This window comes from Streptomyces sp. NPDC058195, from assembly GCF_042883525.1.
Lineage (GTDB): Bacteria > Actinomycetota > Actinomycetes > Streptomycetales > Streptomycetaceae > Streptomyces.
The window spans coordinates 156,198-180,968 of the sequence record NZ_JBHVVM010000012.1 but is presented as its reverse complement, the minus strand read 5'-3'; the positions used below and the strand labels follow the sequence as shown (position 1 = coordinate 180,968).

The window sequence follows — 24,771 nt, the reverse complement described above, 5'->3', positions numbered from 1 at the left end:
ACGCGGGGGCCTCCCCACGTCCGCCCCACGGCATCCCTGAGGGGCCGCCCGGCCCTCAGGCGAAGACGGCGAGGCTCTTGGCCTTGCCCTTCTGCTCCTCCACCAGGACCAGGAAACGCCCATCGGGCCCGAAGACACCGACCGGCCCCGGCGGGAAGGCCGGCATGTCCACCCGTACGCCGTTCAGCAGCAGCCTGGCGCGCTTCTCGTCCACGTCCCAGCGGGGGAAGGCCGAGGCGGCGGCCTCGGCCACCGGCATCACGGTCAGCTCCTCCTGGTGCTGGTCGAGCGTCCGCGCCATGTCGAGACCGTAGGGCCCGACCCGGGTGCGCCGCAGGGCGGTCAGATGGCCGCCGACACCGAGCCCGGCGCCGAGGTCCCGGGCGATGGCGCGGATGTACGTACCCGAGGAGCAGACCACCGAGACGATCAGGTCGACGACGGGGGTGCCGTCCTCGGCGGTCTCGGGGCGGACGTCGTAGACCCGGAAGGACGAGATCGTCACCGGGCGGGCCGGGATCTCGAACTCCTCGCCGCCGCGCACCCGCGCGTAGGACCGCTTGCCGTCGATCTTGATGGCGCTGACCTTGGACGGCACCTGCATGATCGGGCCGGTCAGGGCGGCCACCCCGGCGTCGATGGCCTCACGGGTCACCGCCGAGGCGTCGGTGGACGAGGTGATCTCGCCCTCCGCGTCGTCCGTGACGGTGTTCTGGCCGAGCCGGATCGTACCGAGGTACTCCTTCTCGGTCAGTGCGAGATGGCCCAGAAGTTTGGTGGCCCGCTCGACGCCGAGCACCAGGACGCCTGTCGCCATCGGGTCCAGCGTGCCGGCGTGACCAACCCTCCGGGTCCGGGCGATGCCGCGCATCTTGGCGACGACGTCGTGCGAAGTGAAGCCGGACGGCTTGTCGACGATGACAAGGCCGTCCGGCGTGTTCTGCGATGTCATTCGGAGGCGGCGTCCTCGTCGTTCTCGTCGTCCGCCTTGCGGTACGGGTCGGCCCCGCCCGCGTACGTGGCGCCCGAGGACGCCTCGCGCACCCGCGCGTCCGAGGCGCGCGCCCGGTCCAGGAGGTCCTCGATCGCCTTGGCGTTGTCCGGCAGGGCGTCCGCGACGAAGGCGAGGGTGGGGGTGAACTTCGTCCCCGCCGCCGCTCCGACCGCCGACCGGAGGATGCCCTTGGCGCTCTCCAGACCGGCTGCCGCGCTCGCCCGCTCCTCCTCGTCGCCGTAGACCGTGTAGAAGACCGTGGCCTCCCGCAGGTCACCGGTGACCCGGGTGTCCGTGATGGTCACGTGCGTACCCAGACGCGGGTCCTTGATGCCGCGCTGCAGTTTCTCGGCGACCACCTCCTGAATGAGGTCCGCCAGCCTCTTAGCCCGCGCGTTGTCGGCCACTGGTCCGTCTCCTTCTTCGCCTTGCTCAGTCGTCTTCGTCGCTGTGTACCCGCCGTCGTACGGACAGCAGCTCCACTTCCGGGCGCGCGGCCACCAGCCGCTCGCACCGGTCCAGAACATCTGTGAGGTGTCCGGTGTCCCCGGAGACCACGGCAAGGCCGATCTCGGCCCTGCGATGGAGATCCTGACCGCCCACTTCCGCCGCGCTCACCCCGAATTTCCGCTGGAGCTCGGCGACGATCGGGCGGACGACGGAGCGCTTCTCCTTCAACGACCGTACGTCGCCGAGAAGCAGATCGAAGGACAGTGTCCCCACATACATAGGTGTCCGGATGTCCCGCCGGTTCGGGTTCGTGCCCCGCCCGTGCTGGGCGGGGACACCAGAACCGTACACGGAACGGCCGGGGCCGATCGACGGAAATATGACCCGTCGACCGGCCCCGACTGTTGAGGAGAGACCCGGGGGCACGCCCCGGGATTCCCCCGTGGATCAGCCTCGCGGCTTCTCGCGCATCTCGTAGGTCGCGATGACATCGTCGATCTTGATGTCGTTGAAGTTTCCGAGGTTGATACCGCCCTCGAAGCCTTCGCGGATCTCGGTGACGTCGTCCTTGAAGCGACGCAGACCGGAGATGGTGAGGTTCTCCGCGATGACCTTGCCATCGCGCAGCAGCCGCGCCTTGGTGTTGCGCTTGACCTCGCCGGAGCGGACCAGCACACCGGCGATGTTGCCCAGCTTGGACGAGCGGAAGATCTCGCGGATCTCCGCCGTGCCGAGCTCGACCTCTTCGTACTCCGGCTTGAGCATGCCCTTGAGGGCCGCCTCGATCTCCTCGATGGCCTGGTAGATCACCGAGTAGTACCGGACGTCGACGCCCTCGCGCTCCGCCATCTGCTGGGCACGCCCGGCAGCGCGGACGTTGAAGCCGATGACGATGGCGTCGGAGCCGGTCGCCAGGTCGATGTCCGACTCGGTGACCGCACCCACGCCGCGGTGCAGGACCCGGATGTCGACCTCTTCGCCGACGTCGAGCTGGAGCAGCGAGGACTCGAGAGCCTCCACCGAACCGGACGCGTCGCCCTTGATGATGAGGTTGAGCTCCTGGACCAGACCGGCCTTGAGCGCCTCGTCCAGGTTCTCCAGGGAGAACCGGACGCCCTTGCGGGCGAAGTTGGCGTTGCGCTCGCGGGCGGCACGCTTCTCGGCGATCTGACGGGCCGTACGGTCCTCGTCGACCACCAGGAAGTTGTCGCCGGCACCCGGGACGTTGGTGAGACCGAGCACGAGGACGGGGGTCGACGGACCCGCTTCCTCGACGTTGTTGCCGTTGTCGTCGAGCATCGCCCGGACACGGCCGTACGCGTCGCCGACCACCATCGTGTCACCGATGCGCAGCGTGCCTCGCTGGACCAGGACGGTCGAGACGGCACCGCGGCCGCGGTCGAGGTGGGACTCGATCGCAATACCCTGCGCGTCCTGCTCCGGGTTGGCCCGCAGGTCGAGCGAGGCGTCCGCGGTCAGGACCACGGCCTCCAGCAGCTGCTCGATGTTCAGCCCCTGCTTGGCGGAGATGTCGACGAACATCGTGTCGCCGCCGTACTCCTCGGCCACCAGACCGAACTCGGTGAGCTGACCGCGCACCTTGGTCGGGTCGGCACCCTCGACGTCGATCTTGTTGACCGCGACCACGATCGGCACCTCGGCCGCCTTGGCGTGGTTCAGCGCCTCGATCGTCTGGGGCATCACACCGTCGTTCGCCGCCACCACGAGGATCGCGATGTCGGTGGACTTCGCACCACGGGCTCGCATGGCGGTGAACGCCTCGTGACCCGGGGTGTCGATGAAGGTGATGCGGCGGTCCTCGCCGTTGACCTCGGAGGAGACCTGGTACGCACCGATGTGCTGCGTGATGCCGCCGGCCTCGCCCGCGACGACGTTCGTCTTGCGGATCGCGTCCAGCAGTCGGGTCTTACCGTGGTCGACGTGACCCATGACGGTCACGACCGGCGGACGGGAGACCAGGGCCTCTTCGCCGCCCTCGTCCTCGCCGAACTCGATGTCGAAGGACTCGAGCAGCTCGCGGTCCTCCTCCTCCGGGCTGACGATCTCCAGGACGTAGTTCATCTCGTCGGCGAGCAGCTTGAGCGTGTCGTCGGAGACGGACTGCGTGGCGGTGACCATCTCGCCGAGGTTCATCATCACGGCGACGAGCGACGCCGGGTTGGCGTTGATCTTCTCCGCGAAGTCGGTGAGGGAGGCACCGCGCGACAGACGGACGGACTGCCCGTTGCCGCGGGGCAGCATGACGCCGCCCACCGACGGGGCCTGCATGGCCTCGTACTCCTGGCGCCTCTGCCGCTTCGACTTACGGCCACGACGCGCCGGACCGCCGGGACGGCCGAACGCACCCTGTGTGCCACCACGGCCACCGGGGCCGCCGGGACGGCCACCGAAGCCGGGACGGCCGCCGAAGCCGCCGCCACCGCCGGGACGGCCCGCGCCGCCACCGCCGCCACCGCCACCGGGACGGCCGGCGAAGCCGCCGCCACCGCCGCCGGGACCGGCCGGACGGCCCGCGAAGCCGGGACGACCGCCGCCGCCACCGCCACCGGGACGACCGCCGCCGCCACCACCGGGACCACGGCCACCAGGGCCGCCACCGGGACGGGGACCGGCCGCGGGACGCTGCGGCATCATGCCCGGGTTCGGGCGGTTACCGCTGGGGGCACCCGGACGGGGCGCCTGCGGACGCGGCATGCCGCCCGGGGTCGGACGGGCGCCGCCCTGGCCCTGGGGACGCGGGGCGCCACCGGGGCCGCCCTGCGGACGCGGGGCCGGACGGTCCTGGCCACCGCCGGGACGCGGGGCGCCACCGGGACGGGGGGCCTGCGGACGGGCCATGCCCGTCGAGCCGCCGGACGTGAAGGGGTTGTTGCCCGGACGGGGGCCCGCCGGACGGGCGCCGGGGCGCGGGGCGCCCTGACCACCAGGACGCGCCGGACGGTCGCCGCCGCGCTGGTCTCCGCCGCGCTGACCGCCCTCACGCTGACCGCCGTCACGCTGACCGCCGGCCGGGGCCGGACGGGCGGGACGCGGACCGGGCGTGGCGCCCGAGGGGCGCGCAGCCTGCTGCGGGGCCGGGGCCGGCGCCGAGAACTCGGCGGCGGGCACCGGGGTCACCGGGGCGGGCTTGGGTGCGGGACGCGGACCCGGTCGCGGGCCCGCGGACGCCGCGGGGGTGCTGCTCGCCGGGGCGGCGGGGGCCGGCTTGGGGGCCGGGGCGCCGGGCTTCGGGGCAGCGGGACGTGCCGCGGCGGCCGGAGACGGCGCCGCGGGCTTGGCAGGCGTCGCCTTGCGGGGCGCGCCGGGCTTCGCAGCGGACTTGCCGGCGTTGCCGGGCCCCTGCAGTGCGTCAGTCAACTTGCGTACAACCGGCGCCTCGATCGTCGAGGACGCCGAACGGACGAATTCACCGAGTTCCTGGAGCTTGGCCATGACGACCTTGCTCTCTACACCGAACTCCTTGGCGAGCTCGTATACCCGGACCTTAGCCACTTCGCTCCTTTTAGGTCCGGGTTACCGCCGGACCGTCGCTACTTCATGGGCGTACTCATCGCGTACTCATCGAGTGCTCATCGCAATCTCGACCTACTTCCAACTCGCGAGGTACCTGACCGCACGGGATTCCGTGCCGTTCGTTTCTTACGGTGTCTCCCGCTCGACGAACCGCTGAACCGCTGCGGGGTCGAACGGCCCCTTGGCCTTGAAGGCCCGGGGGAAGGCCCGGCGGCGAACCGCCAGGTCCAGACAGATGGAGACGGGGTGTACATAGGCACCCCGGCCGGGCAGCGTACCGCGAGGATCGGGAACACAGGTGTCCCCGTCCACAACGATGCGCAGCAGCTCGCTCTTGGCCGCCCGCTCCCGGCATCCCACACAGGTTCGCTCAGGGCAAGCCCGGGCGTGCGTCCGGCCAGACACGTTTAAGTCTACCTCCCCGCACCGACCTCACCCCTTTGGGGCAAGAATCGAACGGATGTTGTCGTGATCTCGGCGGCAAAACGCCGGGATGTAGTCCCCGCGCGGTACGCGTCAGCGGCGCTCGGAACGCTCCCGGGCGCGCTCGGCGCGCTCCCGGTCCGCCGCGTCACGCTCGTCGTCGGTCTCGGTGTCCGGACGGATGTCGATCCGCCAGCCGGTGAGCCGGGCGGCGAGGCGGGCGTTCTGCCCCTCCTTGCCGATCGCCAGCGACAGCTGGTAGTCGGGCACGGTGACCCGGGCGGACCGGGCACCGAGGTCAACGACCTCGACCATACTCACCCGCGCGGGTGACAGCGCGTTGGCGACCATCTCGGCCGGGTCGTCCGACCAGTCCACGATGTCGATCTTCTCACCGTGCAGCTCGGCCATGACGTTGCGCACCCGGCCGCCCATCGGGCCGATGCAGGCGCCCTTGGCGTTCAGCCCGGAGCGGGTCGAACGGACCGCGATCTTGGTGCGGTGACCGGCCTCACGGGCGATCGCGCAGATCTCGACGGAACCGTCGGCGATCTCCGGGACCTCCAGCGCGAAGAGCTTCTTCACCAGGCTGGGGTGGGTTCGCGACAGCGTCACGGACGGACCGCGCACCCCCTTGGCGACCCGCACGACGTAGGTGCGCAGCCGCAGGCCGTGGGTGTACTCCTCGCCCGGAACCTGCTCCTGCACCGGCAGGATGGCCTCCAGCTTGCCGATGTCGACCAGGACGTTCTTCGGGTCCTTGCCCTGCTGGACGACGCCGGTGACGACATCGCCCTCGTGGCCCGCGTACTCGCCGAAGGTCTTGTCGTCCTCCGCGTCGCGCAGCCGCTGGAGGATGACCTGCTTGGCGGTGGTCGCGGCGATCCGGCCGAACCCGGTCGGGGTGTCGTCGAACTCCTTGGGCTCCTGGCCCTCCTCCAGGTCGGCCGGGTCCTCCTTCGCCCACACCGTCACATGGCCGCGCTCGTCGATCTCCACCCGCGCGCGGCGGTAGCTTCCGTCGGTGCGGTGGTAGGCGATGAGGAGGGCCGACTCGATCGCCTCGACGAGCACGTCGAAGGGGATCTCCTTGTCCTGTGCCAAGCCCTTCAAGAGCTTCACATCGATGTCCACGGCTACGCCTCCTCTTCCTTCTTGTCCTTGCGGTTGAATTCGATCTCCACACGCGCCTTGGCGATCTCGCCGAAGGCGACCCGGCGGGACGTGGGCTTGCGCCCCTTGACGCCCGGCACCTCCAGGTCGAGCCCGTCCTCGTCGACGGCGAGGATGCGGGCGACCAGCTCGCCGTCCTCGCGCAGGTGCAGCTTGGCCAGACGGCCCGTGGCGCGTACGTAGTGGCGGTGCTCCGTCAGCGGACGGTCGGCACCGGGGGAACTGACTTCGAGGACGTACTCGTCCTCGCCCATCGCGTCGCTCTCGTCGAGCTTCTCGGAGATCGCGCGGCTCAGATCGGCACAGGCGTCCAGCTCGACGCCCTGCTCGGAGTCCACGACGATCCGCAGTACGCGGCGGCGGCCGGCCCGGGACACCTCGATCTCTTCGAGGTCGAGTCCTTCGGCGCTGACGAGCGGTTCGAGCAGCCCGCGCAGCCTCTCGCTCTGGGTGGTGCTCATCCGGGTGACTCCTCGGCCGCGTGTGCTGTTGTGGGGATCGTCGTGTGTCAGGTCAAAGGGTATCCGGTCCCGAGGGGTGTTGCCGTCCGCCCGCTCCCCCGCCGCAGGTACGCTCGCCTGCATTGATCACTTCAGGACAGATCCAGTCAAGACAGGTACAAGGCCGAAGGAGAACAGTGCGGCGCACGGGGACGACGCGCAGGGGTGCGCTCACCGCGACGGGAGCGGCCGCCCTGGGGGCGGTGCTGGCCGGCTGCGGTGACGGGGCTGGACGTGAGGGGGGCTCCGGCCGGTCCGGCGCGACCGCGGCCGAGCAGGCCGCCGCGGTGCGGGCCGAGAAGAGGATCCGCAGCGCCGCCGCCCGAACCAGCCTGGAGCTGCTCGGCCGGTACGAGAAGACGGCCGGGGCCCATCCGTCGGCCGCCGCCGCGCTCGCGCCGCTGCGGGACGCGTCACGGGCCCACGCCGAGGCGCTGGCCCCCGCGGGGGGCCGGGCGGCGGCCGCGCCGTCCCCGGCGGCCCCGGACGGCGCCCGGACCGCAGTGAAGGAGCTCGCCGCGGCGGAGCGCCGGGCCGCGGACGACCGGCTGGCCGCTCTCGTGGAGGCCCCGCCGGAGCTGGCCCGGCTGCTGGCCTCGGTCGCCGCGGCGAACGCGGCCCACGCCTTCGTGCTGACCGGACTCGCCAAGGAGGTCTCGTCATGAGCGCCGGGACACGACAGGCCGCCCAGGCCGCCCTGGCCGCCGAGCACGCGGCGGTGTACGGCTACGGGGTGGCTGGCGGCCGGGTCGCCGAGGACCGCCGGGCCGAGGCCATGGCCGCGTACCACGCGCACCGGGCCCGCCGCGACGCGCTGGCGCGGACCGTGCGCGGGCTGGGCGGTGAGCCGGTGGCGGCGCAGGCCGCGTACGCTCTGCCGTTCGCGGTGCAGGACCCGGCCGCGGCGGTGCGGCTGGCGGCCGTGCTGGAGGACCGGGTCGCCGGGGTGTACTCCGACCTCGTCCGGGCCGCCGAGGGACCGCTGCGGCGGGAGGCGGCCGACGCGCTGCGGGAGGCCGCGGTGCGCGCGGTCCGCTGGCGGGGCAGCGGCGTACCCTTTCCCGGGCTCGCCGAGCGGGACGGCACCGGCGCACACACCGGAACCGCCGCGTCCGCCGCGCCCCACGGGGCCGATATGACGAACGGGCCCGGTCCGGCGCACTGAGCACGCTCTGAAAGGGAACACAGCACGTATGGGTTTTGAACCGCCGCAGCGTCTGGTGCGGGCGCTGGGCGAGTCGCACGAGGACGCGTCCGCCGCCGACTGGCTGGACCGGCTTCCCGCACTGGCCGAGGAGGCGCTGACCGCCACCGGGCGCGGACCGGCCGTCGACCGGGTCGCCGCCCCGGGCGGCCGCAGCAGCCTGGTCCTGCTGGTGACGTGTGCCGACGGAACCCCGGCCGCGCTGAAGATCGCGCCGCCCGGAGCCGCCCCCGAGCAGGAACGGGCGGCGCTGGACCACTGGAACGGCTGGGGCTCCGTACGGCTCCTGGCCGCCGCTCCCGGCGCGCTGCTCCTGGAGCGGCTGCACCCCGAGGTGTCACTGCGCTCCCTGCCCGAGGCGAAGGCGCTGCTGGAGGCGGCCGGAACGGTGCGCAGGCTGTGGGTCGAGCCGCCCGCCGGGCACGGCTTCGAGACGGTCGCCGGGCGGACCGGGCGCCGGATCGGGCCGATGCGGGCCTTCGCGGCGGCCCGGCCGGAGCTGGCGCCGCTGGTGTCCGCGGCGCTCGCGGCCCGCGAAGAGCTGGTCACCGGCTCCCGCGAGCTGCTGCTCCTGCACGGGAACTTCCGGCAGAGCAAGGTGCTCGCCGGTGAGCGGGCGCCGTGGCTGACGGTCGGTCCCGAGCCGGTGGTCGGTGAGCGCGCCTACGATCTGGCCCGGCTGGTGCGCGACCGCGTGGAGGATCTGATCGCCTCGCCGAACGGCGCGGTGACGGCCCGGCGGCGGATCGGGAAGCTCGCCGACTCGCTGGAGGTGGACCGGGAGCGGCTGCACGGCTGGACGCTGTTCCGCGCGGTGGAGTCGGGCGCCCGTGCGCTGGCGGCGGGCCGTCAGCAGGAGGGCGAGCTGACGCTGGAGTTCGCGAGCTGGCTCTGAGGGGCCTTCGTACGGATACGCCGCAGGCCCCCGCGCACCACGCGCGGGGGCCTGCGGCGTTGCGCGGACTCAGGCGGTGAGGCGGGCGATCGCCTCGTCGACCGTGAGCTCCTCGCGCTCACCGGTGCGGCGGTCCTTCAGCTCCACGACGCCCTCGGCCGAGCGGCGGCCGGCGACCAGGATCTTCGGGACGCCGATCAGCTCCGCGTCGGTGAACTTCACGCCGGGCGAGACGCCCGCACGGTCGTCGACCAGGACCCGCAGGCCCACCGCGTTCAGCTTCTCGGAAACGTCGAGCGCCAGCTCCGTCTGGAGCGCCTTGCCCGCCGCGACGACGTGCACGTCGGCCGGGGCCACCTCACGGGGCCAGCACAGGCCCTTGTCGTCGGCGGTCTGCTCGGCGAGGGCGGCCACCGCGCGGGAGACGCCGATGCCGTACGAGCCCATCGTGACGCGGACCGGCTTGCCCTGCTGGCCGAGGACGTCGAGCGAGAAGATGTCGGCGTACTTGCGGCCGAGCTGGAAGATGTGACCGATCTCGATGGCGCGGTCCACCTGGAGGCCGGCGCCGCACTTCGGGCAGGGGTCGCCGGCCTCGACGACGACGACGTCGAAGTAGTCGGAGACCTCGAAGTCACGGCCCGCGACGACGTTCTTCGCGTGCTTGCCCTCCTGGTTGGCACCCGTGATCCAGGCGGTGCCGGGGGCGATGCGCGGGTCGGCGATGTACCGGACCTTCTCCAGGCCCTGCGGGCCGACGTAGCCGCGGACCAGGTCGGGGCGGCCCACGAAGTCCTCGGCGGTGACGAGCTCGACCACGGCGGGCGCCAGGTGCTCGCCGAGCTTGCCGAGGTCGACCTCGCGGTCGCCCGGGACACCCACGGCCACGATCTCGCCGTCCACCTTGACCAGCAGGTTCTTCAGGGTGGCGGAGGCCGGGACGCCGAGGTGGCCGGCGAGCGTCTCGATGGTCGGGGTGCCGGGGGTGTCCAGCTCCTCGACGGGGCCGTGCGCCGCGCCGTCGGCCGGGGCGGCGTTGAAGGTCACGGCCTCGGTGTTGGCGGCGTAGTCGCAGGCGGGGCAGTCGACGAAGGTGTCCTCACCGGCCGGAGCGGGCGCGAGGAACTCCTCGGAGGCCGAGCCGCCCATGGCGCCGGAGACCGCGGAGACGATGCGGTGGTCGAGGCCGAGCCGCTCGAAGATCCGGATGTAGGCGGCGCGGTGCAGCTGGTACGCCTCGGCCAGGCCCTCGTCGGTGGTGTCGAAGGAGTACGAGTCCTTCATCTGGAACTCGCGGCCGCGCAGCACACCGGCGCGGGGGCGGGCCTCGTCGCGGTACTTGGTCTGGATCTGGTAGAGGATCACGGGCAGGTCCTTGTAGGACGAGCACATGTCCTTGACGACCTGGGTGAAGATCTCTTCGTGGGTGGGGCCGAGGAGGTAGTCGGAGCCCTTGCGGTCCTGGAGCCGGAAGAGCAGGTCTCCGTACTCCTCGTAGCGGCCGCTCGCCTCGTACGGCTCCTTGGGCAGCAGGGCCGGGAGCAGCACCTCCTGGCCGCCGATGGCGTCCATCTCCTCGCGGACGACGCGGATGACGTTCTCCAGGACCTTCTTGCCGAGCGGCAGCCAGGTCCAGATTCCGGCCGCGGTGCGACGTACGTATCCGGCCCGGACGAGCAGCTTGTGGTTGAGCGTCTCGGCGTCGGCCGGGTCGTCGCGCAGTGTCTTGATCATCAATCGGGACATGCGCTGGACCTGGGCCATGGTGAACTCCTGCTCGGAAAGGGTGATGTGCAGGAGGTTAGCCGGGCGGTGCGGGTGGGCGGAAATCCATATCACCCGGACCGCGGGAACGGCGGCGCAGCGGGAGCGGGGCTCCCATGACCGCGTACGGCTGCGGGGCGCTGGGGAAGAGCACCTGCCGGGCCAGGTCCTGGTAGCCGAGACTGCGGTACAGGCCGCGCGCCGGGCTCTCGGTGTCGATGGCGGAGAGGATGGACCGGGGGTGGCCGACGGCGTCGGTGAGGGTGGTGATCAGCGCGCGTCCGATGCCGAGGTTCTGGAAGTCCGGCAGGACGTGGAGTTCGGTGACGACGAAGGCGTTGTCGAGCCAGTGGGCGCGGCCGGTGTCGCGGAGGTAGGGCTCGACGACGGTGGACCACCACTGGCCGCGCTCGTTGGGCATGCCGTAGACGAAGCCGACGAGCCGTTCGTCCGCGGTGGTGGCGCCGAGGGCGCGGGCCTCGGGGTGGTCGAGGTGTCTGAGGACGATGTGGCGGCGCACCTCGACCTCCTCGGGTCCGAGGCCGAAGGCGACGGCCTGCACGGCGAGGGCCTCGTCCACGCGTACGGCGAGATCGACGGGCCCGATCCGGACGCCGGGGGTGCGGGGGCCGCCTTCGGAAGCTGCTGCCATGTGCCGACCCTACTGGCCGCCGCGGGGTACGGGGTACGGGGCGGGGGTCCGGGCCGCCGGGGGCGGCGCCAGAGGTCAGAACAGCACGCTCATGAACGCGCCGGTCTCCCGGAAGCCGACCCGGGTGTAGGCCCTGCGCGCGGGGGTGTTGTAGTCGTTCACGTAGAGGCTGACGACGGGGGCGATGTCGGCCAGGGCGTAGCGCAGGACCGCTGCCATGCCGGTCTCGGAGAGCCCGTGGCCGCGGTGTTCGGGGGCGACCCAGACACCCTGGATCTGGCAGGCCTGCGGGGTGGCGGCGCCGATCTCCGCCTTGAAGACGACCTTGCCGTCCTCGATCCGGGCGAAGGAGCGGCCCGCGCCGATGAGTTCGGCGACGCGTGCCTGGTAGAGGAGTCCGCCGTCGCCCGCGAGCGGGGAGATGCCGACCTCCTCGGTGAACATCGCCACGCAGGCGGGCATCAGCAGGTCCATCTCGTCCTTGCGGATGCGGCGGACCCCCGGGTCGGGGGTGATGTCGGCCGACGGGCTCTCGGTGACCATCAGCGGCTGGTTCGCGCGGACCTCGCGGGCGGGGCCCCAGCCGGGTTCGAGCAGTCGCCAGAGCTGGGCGGTGGGCTCGGCGGGGCCGACGATGGAGGAGCAGCGGCGGCCCGTCCGGCGGGCCCGGTCGGCGAAGGCGCGGACGGCTTCGGGGGTGGCGCAGATCGGGACGAGGTTGGCTCCGGAGTAGCAGAGCGAGCGGAGCCGCCCGTCGGCGTACCAGCCCCACATCTCGCCGCCCAGCCGCCAGGGGTCGAGTCCGGCGACCTGGACGCGGGACGCGACGAAGGCGTTGGCGACGGGCTCGCTCTCCAGGACGGCGAGAGCGGCACCGAGGTCGCCGGGGTCGAGGACCCGGGTGGTGGTCTGCGTCAACACGAGGGGGCCTCACCATACGGTCTGCTGATTTCCGCACTTTAACCGAAGTGGCCCAGCCGTGCCGCCGGTGGGCGGTCGCCGCCGGGGCCGCTCATGGCGGCGCCCCGCCGGTCGGTGTCCGTCCGGCGGGGCGCGGCTGCCGCGAGCGGCGGGTCAGCTGACGGAGACCTCGGGCTCGCCCGAGGCGATGCCGTCCTTCTCCATCTGCTCGGCGATCTTCAGGGCTTCTTCGATGAGCGTCTCGACGATCTTCGACTCGGGCACCGTCTTGATGACCTCGCCCTTCACGAAGATCTGTCCCTTGCCGTTGCCGGAGGCCACACCCAGGTCAGCCTCGCGGGCCTCGCCGGGGCCGTTGACGACGCAGCCCATCACGGCGACCCGCAGCGGGACCTCCATGCCTTCGAGACCCGCCGTCACCTGGTCGGCCAGCTTGTACACGTCGACCTGGGCCCGGCCGCACGACGGGCAGGACACGATCTCCAGGCGGCGCTGGCGCAGGTTCAGCGACTCCAGGATCTGGATGCCGACCTTGACCTCCTCGGCGGGCGGCGCCGAGAGGGACACCCGGATCGTGTCCCCGATGCCCTCCGACAGCAGCGCGCCGAACGCCACGGCCGACTTGATCGTCCCCTGGAACGCCGGTCCGGCCTCCGTCACACCGAGGTGCAGCGGGTAGTCGCAGCGCTCGGCGAGCTGGCGGTAGGCGTTGACCATCACGACCGGGTCGTTGTGCTTCACGGAGATCTTGATGTCGCGGAAGCCGTGCTCCTCGAAGAGCGAGGCCTCCCAGAGCGCCGACTCGACCAGGGCCTCGGGGGTCGCCTTGCCGTACTTCGCGAGCAGTCGCGCGTCCAGCGAGCCCGCGTTCACGCCGATGCGGATCGGGGTGCGCGCGTCGTTCGCGGCCCGCGCGATCTCCTTGACCTTGTCGTCGAACTGCTTGATGTTGCCGGGGTTCACGCGCACCGCCGCGCAGCCCGCGTCGATCGCGGCGAAGACGTACTTCGGCTGGAAGTGGATGTCCGCGATCACCGGGATCTGCGACTTCCTGGCGATCGTCGCCAGCGCGTCCGCGTCGTCCTGCGTCGGGCACGCCACGCGGACGATCTGGCAGCCGGACGCGGTCAGCTCCGCGATCTGCTGGAGCGTCGCGCCGATGTCCGACGTGCGCGTCGTGGTCATCGACTGGACCGAAACCGGCGCGTCCCCGCCCACGGCGACCGACCCGACCTGGATCTTGCGGCTGACCCTCCGGTCGGCGAGCTTGGTCGGAACGGAAGGAATTCCGAGAGAAATCGCAGTCATGCGCTGAGCATCCCCAAGGTGTGGATCAAGGACCCGAGATCGGCGGGCTTTGAGCTTCGAGGTTACGTCACCCGCGGGGTACGGAAGCACACCGCGCGCGGGAGTGCCGCACAACGAGGACGGCCCGGACACGGTGTGTGTGCCGGGCCGTCACCCGTGGTGTGCGGAGCCGTGCGTTCAGCGGGCGCGGGGGTCAGGGATCAGGAGATCTTGACCGGGTTCACGATGTCGGCGACCAGCACCAGCAGGGTGAAGCAGATGAAGACACCGGCGACGACATAGGCGACCGGCATCAGCTTGGCCACGTCGAACGGGCCCGGGTCGGGGCGCTTGAAGACCCGTGCGACGTTGCGCCGCAGGGCTTCCCAGAGCGCTCCGGCGATGTGTCCGCCGTCGAGGGGCAGCAGCGGCAGCATGTTGAAGAGGAAGAGCGAGAGATTGAATCCGGCCAGCAGGAACAGCATCATCGCGACCTGGTTCTCCGCCGGTACGTCCAGCGTCATCACCTCGCCGCCGATCCTGGCCGCGCCGACGACGCCCACCGGGGAGTCCGCAGCGCGCTCGCCGTCGCTGAAGGCGGCGTCCCAGAGGCCCGGGATCTTGGTCGGGAGGGCGATGATCGATTCGACGCCGTTCTGGACCATGTCTCCCATGCGGACGACCGAGTCACCGAAGGAGAGCGGGATGATCTCCTGCTGGGCGGCGAAGCCGAGGTAGCCGGCCTTCACGAACTCACCGGCGACCGGTTCGCCCCTGGAGTCCTTCTTCGCCACCGAGTTCTCCGCCAGCACGGCGTGGAGGGTCTTCTCCTGGCCGTCGCGCAGGACGGTGAGGGTGGCGGGGCCGATGGTGTCGCGGATCCTGCCGGAGAGGGTGTCCCAGTCGTCGACCTTCTGCCCGTCGAAGGCGACGATCTTGTCGCCCTTCTTGAGTCCGGCCGCCTGCGCGGGCGAGACCGGGTCGGACTTCTTGCAGGTGTCCCGGTTCTCGCTCTGGTCGATCACGCACTTCTGGACGCCCGCCACCTCGGTGGTCTGGGTCTGGAAGCCGAAGGTCATCGCCACGCCGAGGAAGATCGCGACGGCGAGGACCAGGTTCATGAACGGTCCGGCGAACATGACGATGACGCGCTTCCACGGCTTGCGCGTGTAGAAGAGGCGCTTGTCGTCGCCCGGTTCGAGCTCCTCGAAGGCGGCGGACCTGGCGTCCTCGATCATGCCGCGCCACGGCGAGGTGGACCGCGCCTCCAGGCGCCCGTCCGCCCCGGGCGGGAACATGCCGATCATGCGGATGTAGCCGCCGGCCGGGATGGCCTTGATGCCGTACTCGGTGTCGCCCTTCTTCCGCGACCAGATCGTGGGGCCGAAGCCGACCATGTACTGGGGGACGCGGATGCCGAAGAGCTTCGCCGTCGACAGGTGGCCCAGCTCGTGCCAGGCGATCGAGAAGAGCAGGCCGAGGACGAACACGGCGATGCCGAGAATCGTCAGCAGGACCGTCGTCAGACTCATGCGCGCGCCTCCGCTGTCGCTGTCGCCGAGAGTTCACGGGCCCGGGCGCGTGCCCAGGTCTCCGCTTCGAGGACGTCTGCGACCGTGAGCGAAGTTCCCGTGCCGGGGGTGCCGTGTTCGGCGACCACCGCGCTGACCGTATCCATGATTCCGTTGAACGGCAGCCGTCCGGAGAGAAACGCGTCGACGCATTCCTCGTTGGCGGCGTTGAAGACGGCCGGTGCGGTGGCCCCGAGCGTGCCGACGTGCCGGGCCAGTCCGACCGAGGGGAAGGCCTCGTTGTCGAGCGGGAAGAACTCCCAGGTGGACGCCTTGGACCAGTCGAACGCCGGGGCGGCGTCCGGAACCCGGGCGGGCCAGCCGACGCCGATGGCGATCGGGCCCCGCATGTCCGGCGGGGTGGCCTGGGCGAGGGTGGAGCCGTCGGTGAACTCGACCATGGAGTGCACGTACGACTGGGGGTGGACCACGACCTCGATCCGGTCGAAGGGGATGTCGTAGAGGAGGTGGGCCTCGATGACCTCCAGTCCCTTGTTGACCAGGGTCGCGGAGTTGACCGTGATGACCGGTCCCATGGCCCAGGTCGGGTGGGCGAGGGCCTGTTCGCGGGTGACGTCGGCCAGTTCGCCGCGGGTACGGCCGCGGAAGGGACCGCCGGAGGCGGTGACCACGAGCTTGCGCACGTCGGCGCGGGTACCGGCGCCCAGGGCCTGGAAGAGGGCGGCGTGCTCGGAGTCGACCGGGATGATCTGGCCGGGCTTGGCCAGCGCCTTGACCAGCGGGCCGCCGACGATCAGCGACTCCTTGTTGGCCAGGGCGAGGGTGCGGCCCGCTTCGAGAGCGGCGAGGGTGGGGGCGAGCCCGATGGAGCCGGTGATGCCGTTGAGCACGGTGTGGCAGTCGCTCGCGGCGAGTTCCGCGGCGGCGTCGGGTCCGGCGAGGATCTCGGGGAGCGGCTCGCCCGTCCCGTACCGCTCGCTCAGCGCCTCGCGCAGGGCCGGTACGGCGTCGGGCGCGGCGACGGCCACGGTGCGCACCCGCAGCAGCCGCGCCTGCTCGGCGAGGAGGGCGACCCGGCCGCCCGCGGCCGAGAGCCCGGTGACGCGGAAGCGGTCGGGGTTGCGCAGCACCAGGTCGATGGCCTGGGTGCCGATGGAACCGGTGGAGCCGAGGATGACGAGATCCCGTCGGCCTCTCGTCGCGTCGAAGACGCGATGCGGATCGGCGAGGGGGGCAGGGCTGTCGCTCATGCCCCCCATTGTTGCCGCTTCGCCTGTGGGTGTGGACAGTGCGTCCCGCGGAACGGCCCGAAGGGCCCTTGACCGGTTCCGGCCGTTTCCGTCGCGCCCGGTGCCAGCCGCGGCGCGGGCGGCGAACGCCCGGGGCGGTATGGGGCGGTCCGGTCAGGACGGCGCCGTCCCGCTCGGCCTCGGCGCCGGAGGCGCGCGTCATCGCGAGGGTGATTCCCCGTACGGAGAACAGACCGGGCCGACGACGGTGGTCCGGAGGCCGGTCGCGAGGAGCGGGCCGGGCGTCAGCCGTGAGGTGAGGTGCCGGGACGGCCCCGGACTGCCCCGGACGGCTCCCCCGGACGGCCTCCTGCCGGGCAGAACGGGACGGCCTGAACCCCCGCACAGTGGGTTCAGGCCGTCTCGTTGTCACCTGCTGTCGTGCTGTCCAGGCGGAAACACAGGCGACGTGGGCGGGCCGGTCGGACCGGTCCGGTTCGGGGCTACAGGGCGAGGCCGGTGAGGACCAGCACGCGCTCGTAGGTGTAGTCGTCCATGGCGTAACGGACGCCCTCGCGGCCGACGCCGGACTGCTTGACGCCGCCGTACGGCATCTGGTCCGCGCGGTAGGACGGGACGTCGCCGATGATCACGCCGCCGACCTCCAGGGCCCGGTGGGCACGGAAGGCGGTCTGCAGGTCGTGGGTGAACACACCGGCCTGGAGGCCGTACTTGGAGGAGTTGACGGCCTCGAAGGCCTCGGCCTCGCCGTTCACCTTCTGGACGGACAGCACCGGTCCGAAGACCTCCTCGCAGGAGAGGGTGACGCCGTCCGGGAGCTCGGCGAGCACGGTCGGCGCGTAGGTGGCACCGTCCCGCTTGCCGCCGGCGAGCAGCTGGGCACCGGCCTGCACGGCCTCGTCCACCCAGGACTCGACGCGCTTGGCGGCGTCCTCGCTGACCAGCGGGCCGACCTCGGTGGCCGGGTCGGAGGGGTCGCCGGTGACCTGGGCCTCGACCGCCGCGACGATCTTCGGGAGCAGCCGGTCGTAGACCGCGGCGTCCGCGATGACGCGCTGCACGGAGATGCAGGACTGGCCGCCCTGGTAGTTGGAGAAGGTCGCGATGCGGGTCGCGGCCCAGTCCAGGTCCTCCTCGGAGGCGTAGTCGCCGAGGACGACCGCGGCGGCGTTGCCGCCCAGCTCCAGGGTGCAGTGCTTGCGCGGCACCGACTCCATGATCGAGTAGCCGACCGGGCCGGAGCCGGTGAAGGAGATCACGGGCAGGCGCTCGTCCTGGACCAGGGCGGGCATCCGGTCGTTGGGGACCGTGAGCACGGACCAGGAACCCGCCGGAAGGTCGGTCTCGGCCAGCAGCTCGCCCAGGATCAGCGAGGAGATCGGGGTGGCCGGGGCGGGCTTCAGGATGATCGGGGCGCCGACGGCGATGGCCGGGGCGACCTTGTGGGCGCTCAGGTTCAGCGGGAAGTTGAACGGCGCGATGCCGAGGACCGTGCCGCGCGGGAAGCGGCGGGTCAGGCCGAGGCGGCCGGTGCCACCGGCGTCGGTGTCCAGGCGCTGGGCGTCGCCGCCGTTGAAGCGGCGGGCTTCCTCGGCCGCGAACCGGAAGACGGAGACGGCGCGGCCGACCTCGCCGCGGGCCCACTTGATGGGCTTGCCGTTCTCGGCGGAGATCAGCTGGGCGAGTTCCTCGGTGCGCTCCACCAGGCGCCGTACGACGTGGTCGAGTGCGGCGGCCCGGACGTGCGCCGGGGTCGCGGCGAACTCTTCGCGCACGGCGTGCGCGGCCGCGACGGCCTCCTCGATCTGGGCGTCGGTCGGCACGCTGACCGTGCCGACGTGACGGCCGTCCCAGGGGTTGGTGACGTCGAAGCTGTCCTCGCCGGTGGCCTGGCGGCCGGCCAGCCAGAAGGCGTGGGTGGAAGTCATGGAGGTTCCGGCCCTTCGGAGCGGTGGGGGTGTCTTGCCCCCACCGTAGGGCCGCGGGGCCGTTTCGGCGTTTGTCCGGGGTGGAGCAGTGCGCGCCGCGGACGCTCCGGATTGTCGGACGCCGGCTAGGGCCTCTCGTTTGGATCATGCCGGGCTCGCGGGGGCCGGCACGCACATCTGCCGCGTTGTCGTCAGTCACCGACGCTCCGCGTCGGCTCCTTCCTCCGCCTTGCAGCTGCACGCACCAGCCCCCGCTCCCTGATCCAGCCTGATCCAAACGAAAGACCCTAGGGCGCGGGGGTGCTGGTGGCCTTCAGGGCCAGCCACAGCTCCATGCGGACGTCCGCGTCGTCCAGTGAGCGGCCCAGGATCTCCTCCACCCGGCGCATCCGGTAGCGCAGGGTGTGGCGGTGGACGCCCAGATCGGCCGCGGCGGCGTCCCACTGGCCGTGGCGGGCGAGCCAGGCCCGCAGCGAGGCCACGAGATCGCCTCGGCCCTTGGCGTCGTGTTCGCGCAGGGAGCGGAGCATGCCGTCGGCGAAGGCGCGCACCGCGTCGTCCGCGAGCAGGGGCAGCACCGAGCCCGCGGCCAGTTCCTCGTGCTCGACCAGGGACCTGCCCCGGCGGCGGGCCACCGAGAGGGCCTGCTCGGCCTGCTTGTACGCGGCGGAGACGGCGATCGGTCCCGCCGGGGCGGAGAGCCCCACGACGACGGCGCCCTCCTCCGGCTTCGCGCCCTCCCCGGAGGTCCGGGCCTCCTGCGCCTCGGCGTACGCCGCGCAGGCGGTGACCGCCGCTCCGCCGTCCGCGGCGAGGACGACGAGCCGGCCGCCCTCGGGCACGGAGAGCAGGGTCTCGCCGGTCCGCAGGGCCGCCGCCTCCATCGCCTCGGCGAGTGCCGCGGGTCCGGCGGGTTCGGCGGCCTCGGCGATGAGCAGCCGGAACGGGGCGTCGAGCAGTCCGCCGTAGAGGTCTCCGGCGACGGCGCGGGCGTGGTCCGGCTGACCGGCCAGCAGCATCCGCAGCACGGCCGCGCCCAGGCGCTGTTCGGCGCCCTGGAGGGACCGGGAGCGCGCGGTGGTCAGGGTCAGCAGGGCGACGGCGGAGTGGACGGCGTACCGCCCGGCGGTGCCGAGGGCCGCGCCGGTGCCGACGGCCAGCACGCCGCGGACCTGGCGGCCGGTGCCCAGGGACTGGAGCTCGACCCGGTCCTCGGCGCCGCCGACGACCATGCTGGCGGGGGCGGCGCGGTCCCGCAGCCGTTCCACGTCGGGGATGAGCCGGGCGGCGCGGCGGGCGGCCCACTCGGGGGCGGCGGCGACGACCTGGCCGGCCGCGTCGTACAGCGCGGCCCAGCCGTCGAGGTGGGCGGCGAGCCGGGTCAGCAGGGCGACGGGGCCGTCGCCGGAGAGCGCCGCCCGGGTCAGCTCCCGCTGGACCTCGAAGCCCGCTGTCACGGCCCGGTACTGGTCCTCGGCGATGGCCGAGGACACGGCCTTGGCGATCGCGATGAACGGGGTGCGGCGCGGCACTTCGAGGAGCGGCAGCCCGGCTTCCTCGGCCGCGTCGATCAGCGCCCCGGGCACCTCGTCGTAGTTGACGCCGACGGCGAAGCCCAGGCCGGTGACGCCCGCCGCGGCGAGCCGTCGTACGTACCGCCGCATCGCCTCGGGGTTCTCGGCGTCCAGGTTGGTGGCGGTGACGAGCAGGAACTCCCCGCCCTCCATGTACGGCACGGGGTCGGTCAGCTCGCTGGCGTGCGCCCAGCGCACGGGCGCGTCGAGCCGGTCCGCCCCGGCGCGCACGGTCAGTTTGAGCGCCGGGCGCTGGACGAGCGAGGCGAGAGTGAGGGGCATGGGGACCGCGGGACCTCGGAGTGTCGGTTTTCGCCGTCCCGTATGAACGGCCACTCCCAATTCTGCCAGACTGGCCTGGTTCGCCGGGACCACGGCCGGGCGCCGCGGTCCCGCCCCCGGTCAGCCGTTCAGATCGACCAGGAGCGGCGGCGCGTGCTCGCCGCCGACGGTCGTCAAGGAGAGCACCGCGTGCCCGGCCGGGACCTGGTGGGCCAGCTCGGAGGCCGACCAGCGCTCCCTCTCGACCTGGCGGACGGTCACCGCGTCGGTGGTGACCGCCTTGCCGGTGACGAGCTTGCGCAGGGCGTGCACGGCCCGGGTGAGGGGCTGGTCGGCGAAGACCGTGTGCTTGGCGACCTCGGTGGTCTCCACCCATTCGGTGCCCCAGGCCTGCGCGAAGAGCCGCCCGTCCCAGGTGGTGACGCCGGAGAAGGCCATGTGGCAGCCAACCGAGCCGAGCAGGGTGGTGTGCAGGCCCTCGGGGACGTCGTCCAGTCCGCGCAGGGTGAGCAGCACCCCGGCGTTGCGGCTCCGCAGCCGCTGCACGGCCCGCACCGACTCGGCGGTGACGGTGTGGGTGGCGTCGTCCAGGGCGAGGAAGGCGAACAGGGAGCGGTCCGAGCGGGTCGCCGCCCCGGTGGTGAACTGGGCGAGCACCAGGCGGGTGAGCAGCCGGGCGGCCTCGGGATGGGCCCGCTCCGGCAGGTCGATGCGGACCCGCAGCGGGTGTTCGAGGGTGCGCGCCGAGAAGGGGCGGGCGGCCCCGGGGTCGAAGAACCCGGCGAAGGCCGGCCGGTCCAGGGCCGCGATCCGGTCGGCGAGCCGGACGCCCGGGTCGCCGGGGGTGCCCGCCTGCCGGGCCCGGCCGTCCAGTTCGCGGATGTACGAGCGGTGGGTATCAGCGTCGAGCCGGGCCCGGAGCTCCCCCAGGGCGCCGGGAGAGCCGTCGAGGAGCTCGCGCAGCACCGGCACGGAGGGGAAACGGCCGTGGGCCGCCCGGTACGGGCCGAGGAGCTGGGCCAGCGCCGTGGTGGCCCGCCGCGCGTCGACATCGGGCAGGTCTCCGGCGAGCGCCTCGGCGAGCAGGGCGGCGGCCTCGTCGGCGTCGTCGGTTCCGCTGTACAGATCCAGGTCGTGGGCGCAGGACGGGTCGCCCGGCCTGATGACCACGTCGTAGCCCTCGTCGGCCCCGAGCGGGGTACCGGCCGCGCAGACGGCGATGACGACGGCCTGCCCGGCGAGGGCCTGGAGGGCGAGCGACTCCACGACGGGCCGCACCACGTGCCGGGTCTTGCCCGCGCCGAAGGGCCCGACGGCCAGCAGGGACGCGCCGAGCACCGCCGGGTCGACGGCGGCGCCCGCGCCGCGCCGGGCGGCCGGGCTGCGGTCGCGGTCGGGGTAGCGGCCGAGCCGGACCTGCGAGGTGAGCAGGTCGTGGGTGGCGGAGCGGACCGGCAGGTCCCGGGCTCCCGACGGGTGCGCGCAGGCCCCCGCGCCCAGGCCGCGGACGGCGTCGGCGAACGGGCGCAGCCGCGCGGAGTCGGCCTCCACGGTGCTCCAGGCGCGCCGGATGCGTGCCCAGTCGACGTCGTTCATGCGGCCGGTGCGCTGCTCCGCCATCAGCCGGTCGGCGGCCTCCTCCTGGCCCGCGGCGCGCAGCTGCGGCCAGTCGGCCGGGTCCGCCGTCTGCGGTGCCTTCTGCGGCTCCGGGCCGCTCCCGCGGCTGCCGCGCAGGTCGCGGATGATGCCGGGCCAGTTCCCGGCCCGCCCGATGAGCAGCAGGATCAGGGCGGTGCCCACCAGGTGGTAGACGGTCGTGAAGGTCTCCACCCGCGCCAGGGTCTCCTCGGCGGTGCCGCCGTACAGCCAGGAGTAAGGGGTCAGGCCCAGGACCAGGTCGTCGAAGGGCAGCAGGGCGTCGGCGTTCACGAAGCACCAGACCAGGACGGCGGCGGCCAGCGCGGTTCGCACGGCCCGGCCCGGCAGGGGGTGGTCGGCCGCGTAGCGGTGGAACACCCCGCGCCAGTTGCCGAGCCTGCCGAAGCCCCAGATCACCAGGGCGGCGACCAGGCTGTTGTAGGCGGACAGGGCGGTCACGGCCGCCATGGGGCGTTCGAGCCCCCACCAGTCGGAGGGGGTGACCAGTTCCAGCAGGATGCGGCTGTGGGGCACGTAGCCGTTGCGCCACAGCGACCAGACCAGCAGGGCGGCGAGCAGCGCCACCACCGCGCCGCCGATCAGGGCCCGGTCGGGCACCCGGTCCGGGTCGGCCTCGGGCCGGGGGACGTGGCCGAAGCGCCACAGGCCGGGCTCGGCCGCCGCGCGGGGGGTCCGCAGCCAGCTGTCGACCGGGAGGGCCGCGGCGGGGGCGTGGCCGGGCCTGGGCGGTGCTCCCGGAGGGGGTGCGGCGGCCGGGCGCGGCACCTGATGACCCGAGCGGGTGCCGCGTGAGTCGTACGTGCCCTCGGTGTCCATGTGTGCTGTCCCTCGTCCCCTGACCAGCGCCGACCGTGTCCCCGGGCGCGGACGCCCGGAACCCTCAATCTAGTGCCCCGTACCGCTCGTTGACGCGGTCCGGCGGGATGTCCGTGCCGGTGCCCGGGGTTCTTTCCCGGCCCCGTGCGCCGCCCCGCCATGTCCACCACGGACAACCGCACCCGGCCACCACTCCCGAACGGAACATGCCGGACCCCGGGCCCCGCCCCTAGCCTGCAGGGAAAGCGTCCAAGACATCCCCCCAGGAGCCCCACATGACCGAAATCCCGCAGGAGCGACGCGTCGTCACGGCCATCCCTGGCCCGAAGTCGGTGGAGCTTCAGGCCCGACGGCTGAACACGGTGGCGGCAGGCGTGGGCTCCACCCTGCCGGTGTTCACCGCCCGCGCCGGTGGCGGGATCATCGAGGACGTCGACGGCAACCGCCTGATCGACCTCGGCTCCGGCATCGCCGTGACCTCGGTCGGCGCCTCCGCCGAGGCCGTGGTGCGCCGCGCCTCCGCGCAGCTCGCCGACTTCACCCACACCTGCTTCATGGTCACGCCGTACGAGGGCTACGTCGAGGTCTGTGAGCAGCTCGCCGAGCTGACCCCGGGCGACCACCCGAAGAAGTCCGCGCTGTTCAACTCGGGCGCCGAGGCCGTCGAGAACGCGGTGAAGATCGCCCGCGTCCACACCAAGCGCACCGCGGTCGTCGTCTTCGACCACGGCTACCACGGCCGCACCAACCTGACCATGGCGCTGACCGCGAAGAACATGCCGTACAAGCAGGGCTTCGGTCCGTTCGCGCCCGAGGTCTACCGGGTGCCGGTGGCGTACGGCTACCGCTGGCCGACCGGTGCCGAGAACGCCGGCGCCGAGGCGTCCGCGCAGGCCATCGAGCAGATCAGCAAGCAGATCGGCGCGGAGAACGTCGCCGCGATCATCATCGAGCCGGTGCTCGGTGAGGGCGGCTTCATCGAGCCGGCCAAGGGCTTCCTCCCGGCGATCGCCCAGTTCGCCAAGGACAACGGCATCGTCTTCGTCGCCGACGAGATCCAGTCCGGCTTCTGCCGCACCGGCCAGTGGTTCGCCTGCGAGGACGAGGGCATCGTCCCGGACCTGATCACCACCGCCAAGGGCATCGCGGGCGGTCTGCCGCTCTCCGCCGTGACCGGCCGCGCCGAGATCATGGACTCCGCCCACTCCGGCGGCCTCGGCGGCACCTACGGCGGCAACCCGGTCGCCTGCGCCGGTGCCCTCGGCGCCATCGAGACGATGCGCGAGCTGGACCTCAACGGCAAGGCCAAGCGCATCGAGGAGATCATGAAGGGCCGCCTCGCCGAGATGCAGGCGAAGCTGCCCAACGGCGACGTGATCGGGGACATCCGCGGCCGTGGCGCGATGATCGCGATCGAGCTGGTGAAGTCCGGCTCGAAGGACCCGAACCCGCAGGCCGCCTCGAAGCTCGCCGCGGCGTGCCACGCCGAGGGCGTGCTGGTGCTGACCTGCGGTACCTACGGCAACGTCCTGCGCTTCCTGCCGCCGCTGGTGATCGGCGAGGACCTGCTGAACGAGGCGCTCGACGTCATCGAGCAGGCGTTCGCCGCGATCTGATCCGTGCGAGTCTCCGCGCCCCGGGATCCCGCCCTCGCGAGGTCCCGGCGGGGCCCGCGTGAGGGCCTGTGAAGAAGGTGTGCGGGGCCGATGGCGGGATCCGTTTCCCGCTGTCGGCCCCCCTTCCGCTGCCGTACGGTTTGCGCAGATGAGAGAAACACCCCGCCCGCAGGGGACTACGGGCGATGCCGGACCGGAGCTTCCCCAGCGCCGTTCCGGTCGTGCCTTCGCGCACACCGCTGGAGCCTCTGGTTCCGGAACTCCTCACCGATCGGATGGCCGCTCGCCCCAGACCCCCCGGGGCGTGCGGCACACCG

Annotated in this window: 20 protein-coding genes; 4 read left to right on the top strand and 16 right to left on the bottom strand. The window is 72.5% G+C overall.

Going from position 1 to position 24,771, the window contains the following annotated elements; all coding sequences use genetic code 11:
• Positions 1-55 precede the first annotated feature (55 nt).
• From truB to rimP, 7 genes are all read right to left on the bottom strand, one after another.
• Positions 56-952 (bottom strand): tRNA pseudouridine(55) synthase TruB, encoded by an 897-nt coding sequence (gene truB / locus ACFVWY_RS17620; protein ID WP_389872814.1) that lies wholly within the window; start codon positions 950-952, stop codon positions 56-58.
• On the bottom strand, positions 949-1,401 hold the full coding sequence (gene rbfA, locus ACFVWY_RS17615; protein WP_366295923.1) for a 30S ribosome-binding factor RbfA: 453 nt from the start codon (positions 1,399-1,401) through the stop codon (positions 949-951). Before rbfA ends, truB begins: the two co-directional genes overlap by 4 nt.
• A gap of 25 nt (positions 1,402-1,426) precedes the next feature.
• Positions 1,427-1,723, bottom strand: a complete 297-nt coding sequence (locus ACFVWY_RS17610) for a DUF503 domain-containing protein (protein WP_389872811.1) — start codon at positions 1,721-1,723, stop codon at positions 1,427-1,429.
• 168 nt (positions 1,724-1,891) lie between these two features.
• Positions 1,892-4,957 (bottom strand): translation initiation factor IF-2, encoded by a 3,066-nt coding sequence (gene infB, locus ACFVWY_RS17605; protein ID WP_389872809.1) that lies wholly within the window; start codon positions 4,955-4,957, stop codon positions 1,892-1,894.
• Between the two features lie 147 nt (positions 4,958-5,104).
• Positions 5,105-5,383, bottom strand: a complete 279-nt coding sequence (locus ACFVWY_RS17600) for a YlxR family protein (protein WP_389872807.1) — start codon at positions 5,381-5,383, stop codon at positions 5,105-5,107.
• Between the two features lie 111 nt (positions 5,384-5,494).
• Positions 5,495-6,535 carry a transcription termination factor NusA gene (nusA, locus tag ACFVWY_RS17595; RefSeq protein ID WP_389872805.1) on the bottom strand — a complete coding sequence of 347 codons (1,041 nt, stop codon included), beginning with the start codon at positions 6,533-6,535 and terminating at the stop codon, positions 5,495-5,497.
• A 2-nt stretch (positions 6,536-6,537) separates the two neighbouring features.
• A complete protein-coding gene (gene rimP, locus ACFVWY_RS17590) occupies positions 6,538-7,035 on the bottom strand; it encodes a ribosome maturation factor RimP (RefSeq protein WP_389872802.1) in 498 nt (165 codons plus the stop codon).
• 176 nt (positions 7,036-7,211) lie between these two features.
• On the opposite strand from rimP, the gene ACFVWY_RS17585 reads away from it, so the two are divergent.
• The 3 genes from ACFVWY_RS17585 to ACFVWY_RS17575 are packed head-to-tail and all read left to right on the top strand — an operon-like array spanning position 7,212 to position 9,173.
• Complete coding sequence (locus ACFVWY_RS17585) at positions 7,212-7,739, top strand: hypothetical protein (protein ID WP_389872800.1); 528 nt, start codon at positions 7,212-7,214, stop codon at positions 7,737-7,739.
• Positions 7,736-8,239 (top strand): ferritin-like domain-containing protein, encoded by a 504-nt coding sequence (locus ACFVWY_RS17580; protein WP_389872797.1) that lies wholly within the window; start codon positions 7,736-7,738, stop codon positions 8,237-8,239. Before ACFVWY_RS17585 ends, ACFVWY_RS17580 begins: the two co-directional genes overlap by 4 nt.
• 28 nt (positions 8,240-8,267) lie before the next feature.
• Positions 8,268-9,173 carry an aminoglycoside phosphotransferase family protein gene (locus ACFVWY_RS17575; protein ID WP_389872794.1) on the top strand — a complete coding sequence of 302 codons (906 nt, stop codon included), beginning with the start codon at positions 8,268-8,270 and terminating at the stop codon, positions 9,171-9,173.
• A gap of 69 nt (positions 9,174-9,242) precedes the next feature.
• On the opposite strand, the gene ACFVWY_RS17570 is transcribed toward ACFVWY_RS17575, so the two are convergent.
• The 9 genes from ACFVWY_RS17570 to ACFVWY_RS17530 all read right to left on the bottom strand — a co-directional run bounded on the left by ACFVWY_RS17570 (position 9,243) and on the right by ACFVWY_RS17530 (position 22,838).
• A complete protein-coding gene (locus ACFVWY_RS17570; protein WP_389872791.1) occupies positions 9,243-10,937 on the bottom strand; it encodes a proline--tRNA ligase in 1,695 nt (564 codons plus the stop codon).
• 37 nt (positions 10,938-10,974) lie between these two features.
• Entirely contained in the window at positions 10,975-11,589 is a 615-nt protein-coding gene (locus ACFVWY_RS17565) for a GNAT family N-acetyltransferase (RefSeq protein WP_389872789.1), read from the bottom strand.
• A gap of 75 nt (positions 11,590-11,664) precedes the next feature.
• Positions 11,665-12,510 (bottom strand): GNAT family N-acetyltransferase, encoded by an 846-nt coding sequence (locus ACFVWY_RS17560; RefSeq protein ID WP_389872786.1) that lies wholly within the window; start codon positions 12,508-12,510, stop codon positions 11,665-11,667.
• A 153-nt stretch (positions 12,511-12,663) separates the two neighbouring features.
• Positions 12,664-13,818, bottom strand: a complete 1,155-nt coding sequence (gene ispG, locus ACFVWY_RS17555) for a flavodoxin-dependent (E)-4-hydroxy-3-methylbut-2-enyl-diphosphate synthase (protein ID WP_389872783.1) — start codon at positions 13,816-13,818, stop codon at positions 12,664-12,666.
• A 200-nt stretch (positions 13,819-14,018) separates the two neighbouring features.
• The gene (locus ACFVWY_RS17550) at positions 14,019-15,329 is read right to left on the bottom strand and encodes a M50 family metallopeptidase (RefSeq protein ID WP_389872780.1); all 1,311 of its coding nucleotides are present in this window, start codon (positions 15,327-15,329) and stop codon (positions 14,019-14,021) included.
• Positions 15,326-16,588, bottom strand: a complete 1,263-nt coding sequence (gene dxr, locus ACFVWY_RS17545; protein ID WP_389872777.1) for a 1-deoxy-D-xylulose-5-phosphate reductoisomerase — start codon at positions 16,586-16,588, stop codon at positions 15,326-15,328. Before dxr ends, ACFVWY_RS17550 begins: the two co-directional genes overlap by 4 nt.
• A gap of 473 nt (positions 16,589-17,061) precedes the next feature.
• Positions 17,062-18,507: an aldehyde dehydrogenase family protein gene (locus tag ACFVWY_RS17540; protein WP_389872775.1), complete on the bottom strand. Its 1,446-nt coding sequence runs from the start codon at positions 18,505-18,507 to the stop codon at positions 17,062-17,064.
• 287 nt (positions 18,508-18,794) lie between these two features.
• On the bottom strand, positions 18,795-20,363 hold the full coding sequence (locus ACFVWY_RS17535) for a PucR family transcriptional regulator (RefSeq protein WP_389872772.1): 1,569 nt from the start codon (positions 20,361-20,363) through the stop codon (positions 18,795-18,797).
• Positions 20,364-20,483: 120 nt separating this feature from the next.
• Positions 20,484-22,838 (bottom strand): ATP/GTP-binding protein, encoded by a 2,355-nt coding sequence (locus tag ACFVWY_RS17530; protein WP_389872769.1) that lies wholly within the window; start codon positions 22,836-22,838, stop codon positions 20,484-20,486.
• Positions 22,839-23,113: 275 nt separating this feature from the next.
• On the opposite strand from ACFVWY_RS17530, the gene gabT reads away from it, so the two are divergent.
• Positions 23,114-24,454, top strand: coding sequence for a 4-aminobutyrate--2-oxoglutarate transaminase (gabT, locus tag ACFVWY_RS17525; protein ID WP_389872768.1), 1,341 nt, complete (start codon positions 23,114-23,116; stop codon positions 24,452-24,454).
• The last annotated feature ends 317 nt before the right edge of the window (positions 24,455-24,771 follow it).

Bases quoted from the DNA above. Each gene is read 5' to 3' on its own strand.
- truB (WP_389872814.1), bottom strand. From the start codon at position 952: ATGACATCGCAGAACACGCCGGACGGCCTTGTCATCGTCGACAAGCCG.
- ACFVWY_RS17535 (WP_389872772.1), bottom strand. From the start codon at position 20,363: ATGCCCCTCACTCTCGCCTCGCTCGTCCAGCGCCCGGCGCTCAAACTG.
- ACFVWY_RS17530 (WP_389872769.1), bottom strand. From the start codon at position 22,838: ATGGACACCGAGGGCACGTACGACTCACGCGGCACCCGCTCGGGTCAT.
- ACFVWY_RS17570 (WP_389872791.1), bottom strand. From the start codon at position 10,937: ATGGCCCAGGTCCAGCGCATGTCCCGATTGATGATCAAGACACTGCGC.
- dxr (WP_389872777.1), bottom strand. From the start codon at position 16,588: ATGGGGGGCATGAGCGACAGCCCTGCCCCCCTCGCCGATCCGCATCGC.
- rimP (WP_389872802.1), bottom strand. From the start codon at position 7,035: ATGAGCACCACCCAGAGCGAGAGGCTGCGCGGGCTGCTCGAACCGCTC.
- gabT (WP_389872768.1), top strand. From the start codon at position 23,114: ATGACCGAAATCCCGCAGGAGCGACGCGTCGTCACGGCCATCCCTGGC.
- ACFVWY_RS17540 (WP_389872775.1), bottom strand. From the start codon at position 18,507: ATGACTTCCACCCACGCCTTCTGGCTGGCCGGCCGCCAGGCCACCGGC.
- ACFVWY_RS17580 (WP_389872797.1), top strand. From the start codon at position 7,736: ATGAGCGCCGGGACACGACAGGCCGCCCAGGCCGCCCTGGCCGCCGAG.
- ACFVWY_RS17610 (WP_389872811.1), bottom strand. From the start codon at position 1,723: ATGTATGTGGGGACACTGTCCTTCGATCTGCTTCTCGGCGACGTACGG.
- ispG (WP_389872783.1), bottom strand. From the start codon at position 13,818: ATGACTGCGATTTCTCTCGGAATTCCTTCCGTTCCGACCAAGCTCGCC.
- ACFVWY_RS17550 (WP_389872780.1), bottom strand. From the start codon at position 15,329: ATGAGTCTGACGACGGTCCTGCTGACGATTCTCGGCATCGCCGTGTTC.
- ACFVWY_RS17575 (WP_389872794.1), top strand. From the start codon at position 8,268: ATGGGTTTTGAACCGCCGCAGCGTCTGGTGCGGGCGCTGGGCGAGTCG.
- ACFVWY_RS17565 (WP_389872789.1), bottom strand. From the start codon at position 11,589: ATGGCAGCAGCTTCCGAAGGCGGCCCCCGCACCCCCGGCGTCCGGATC.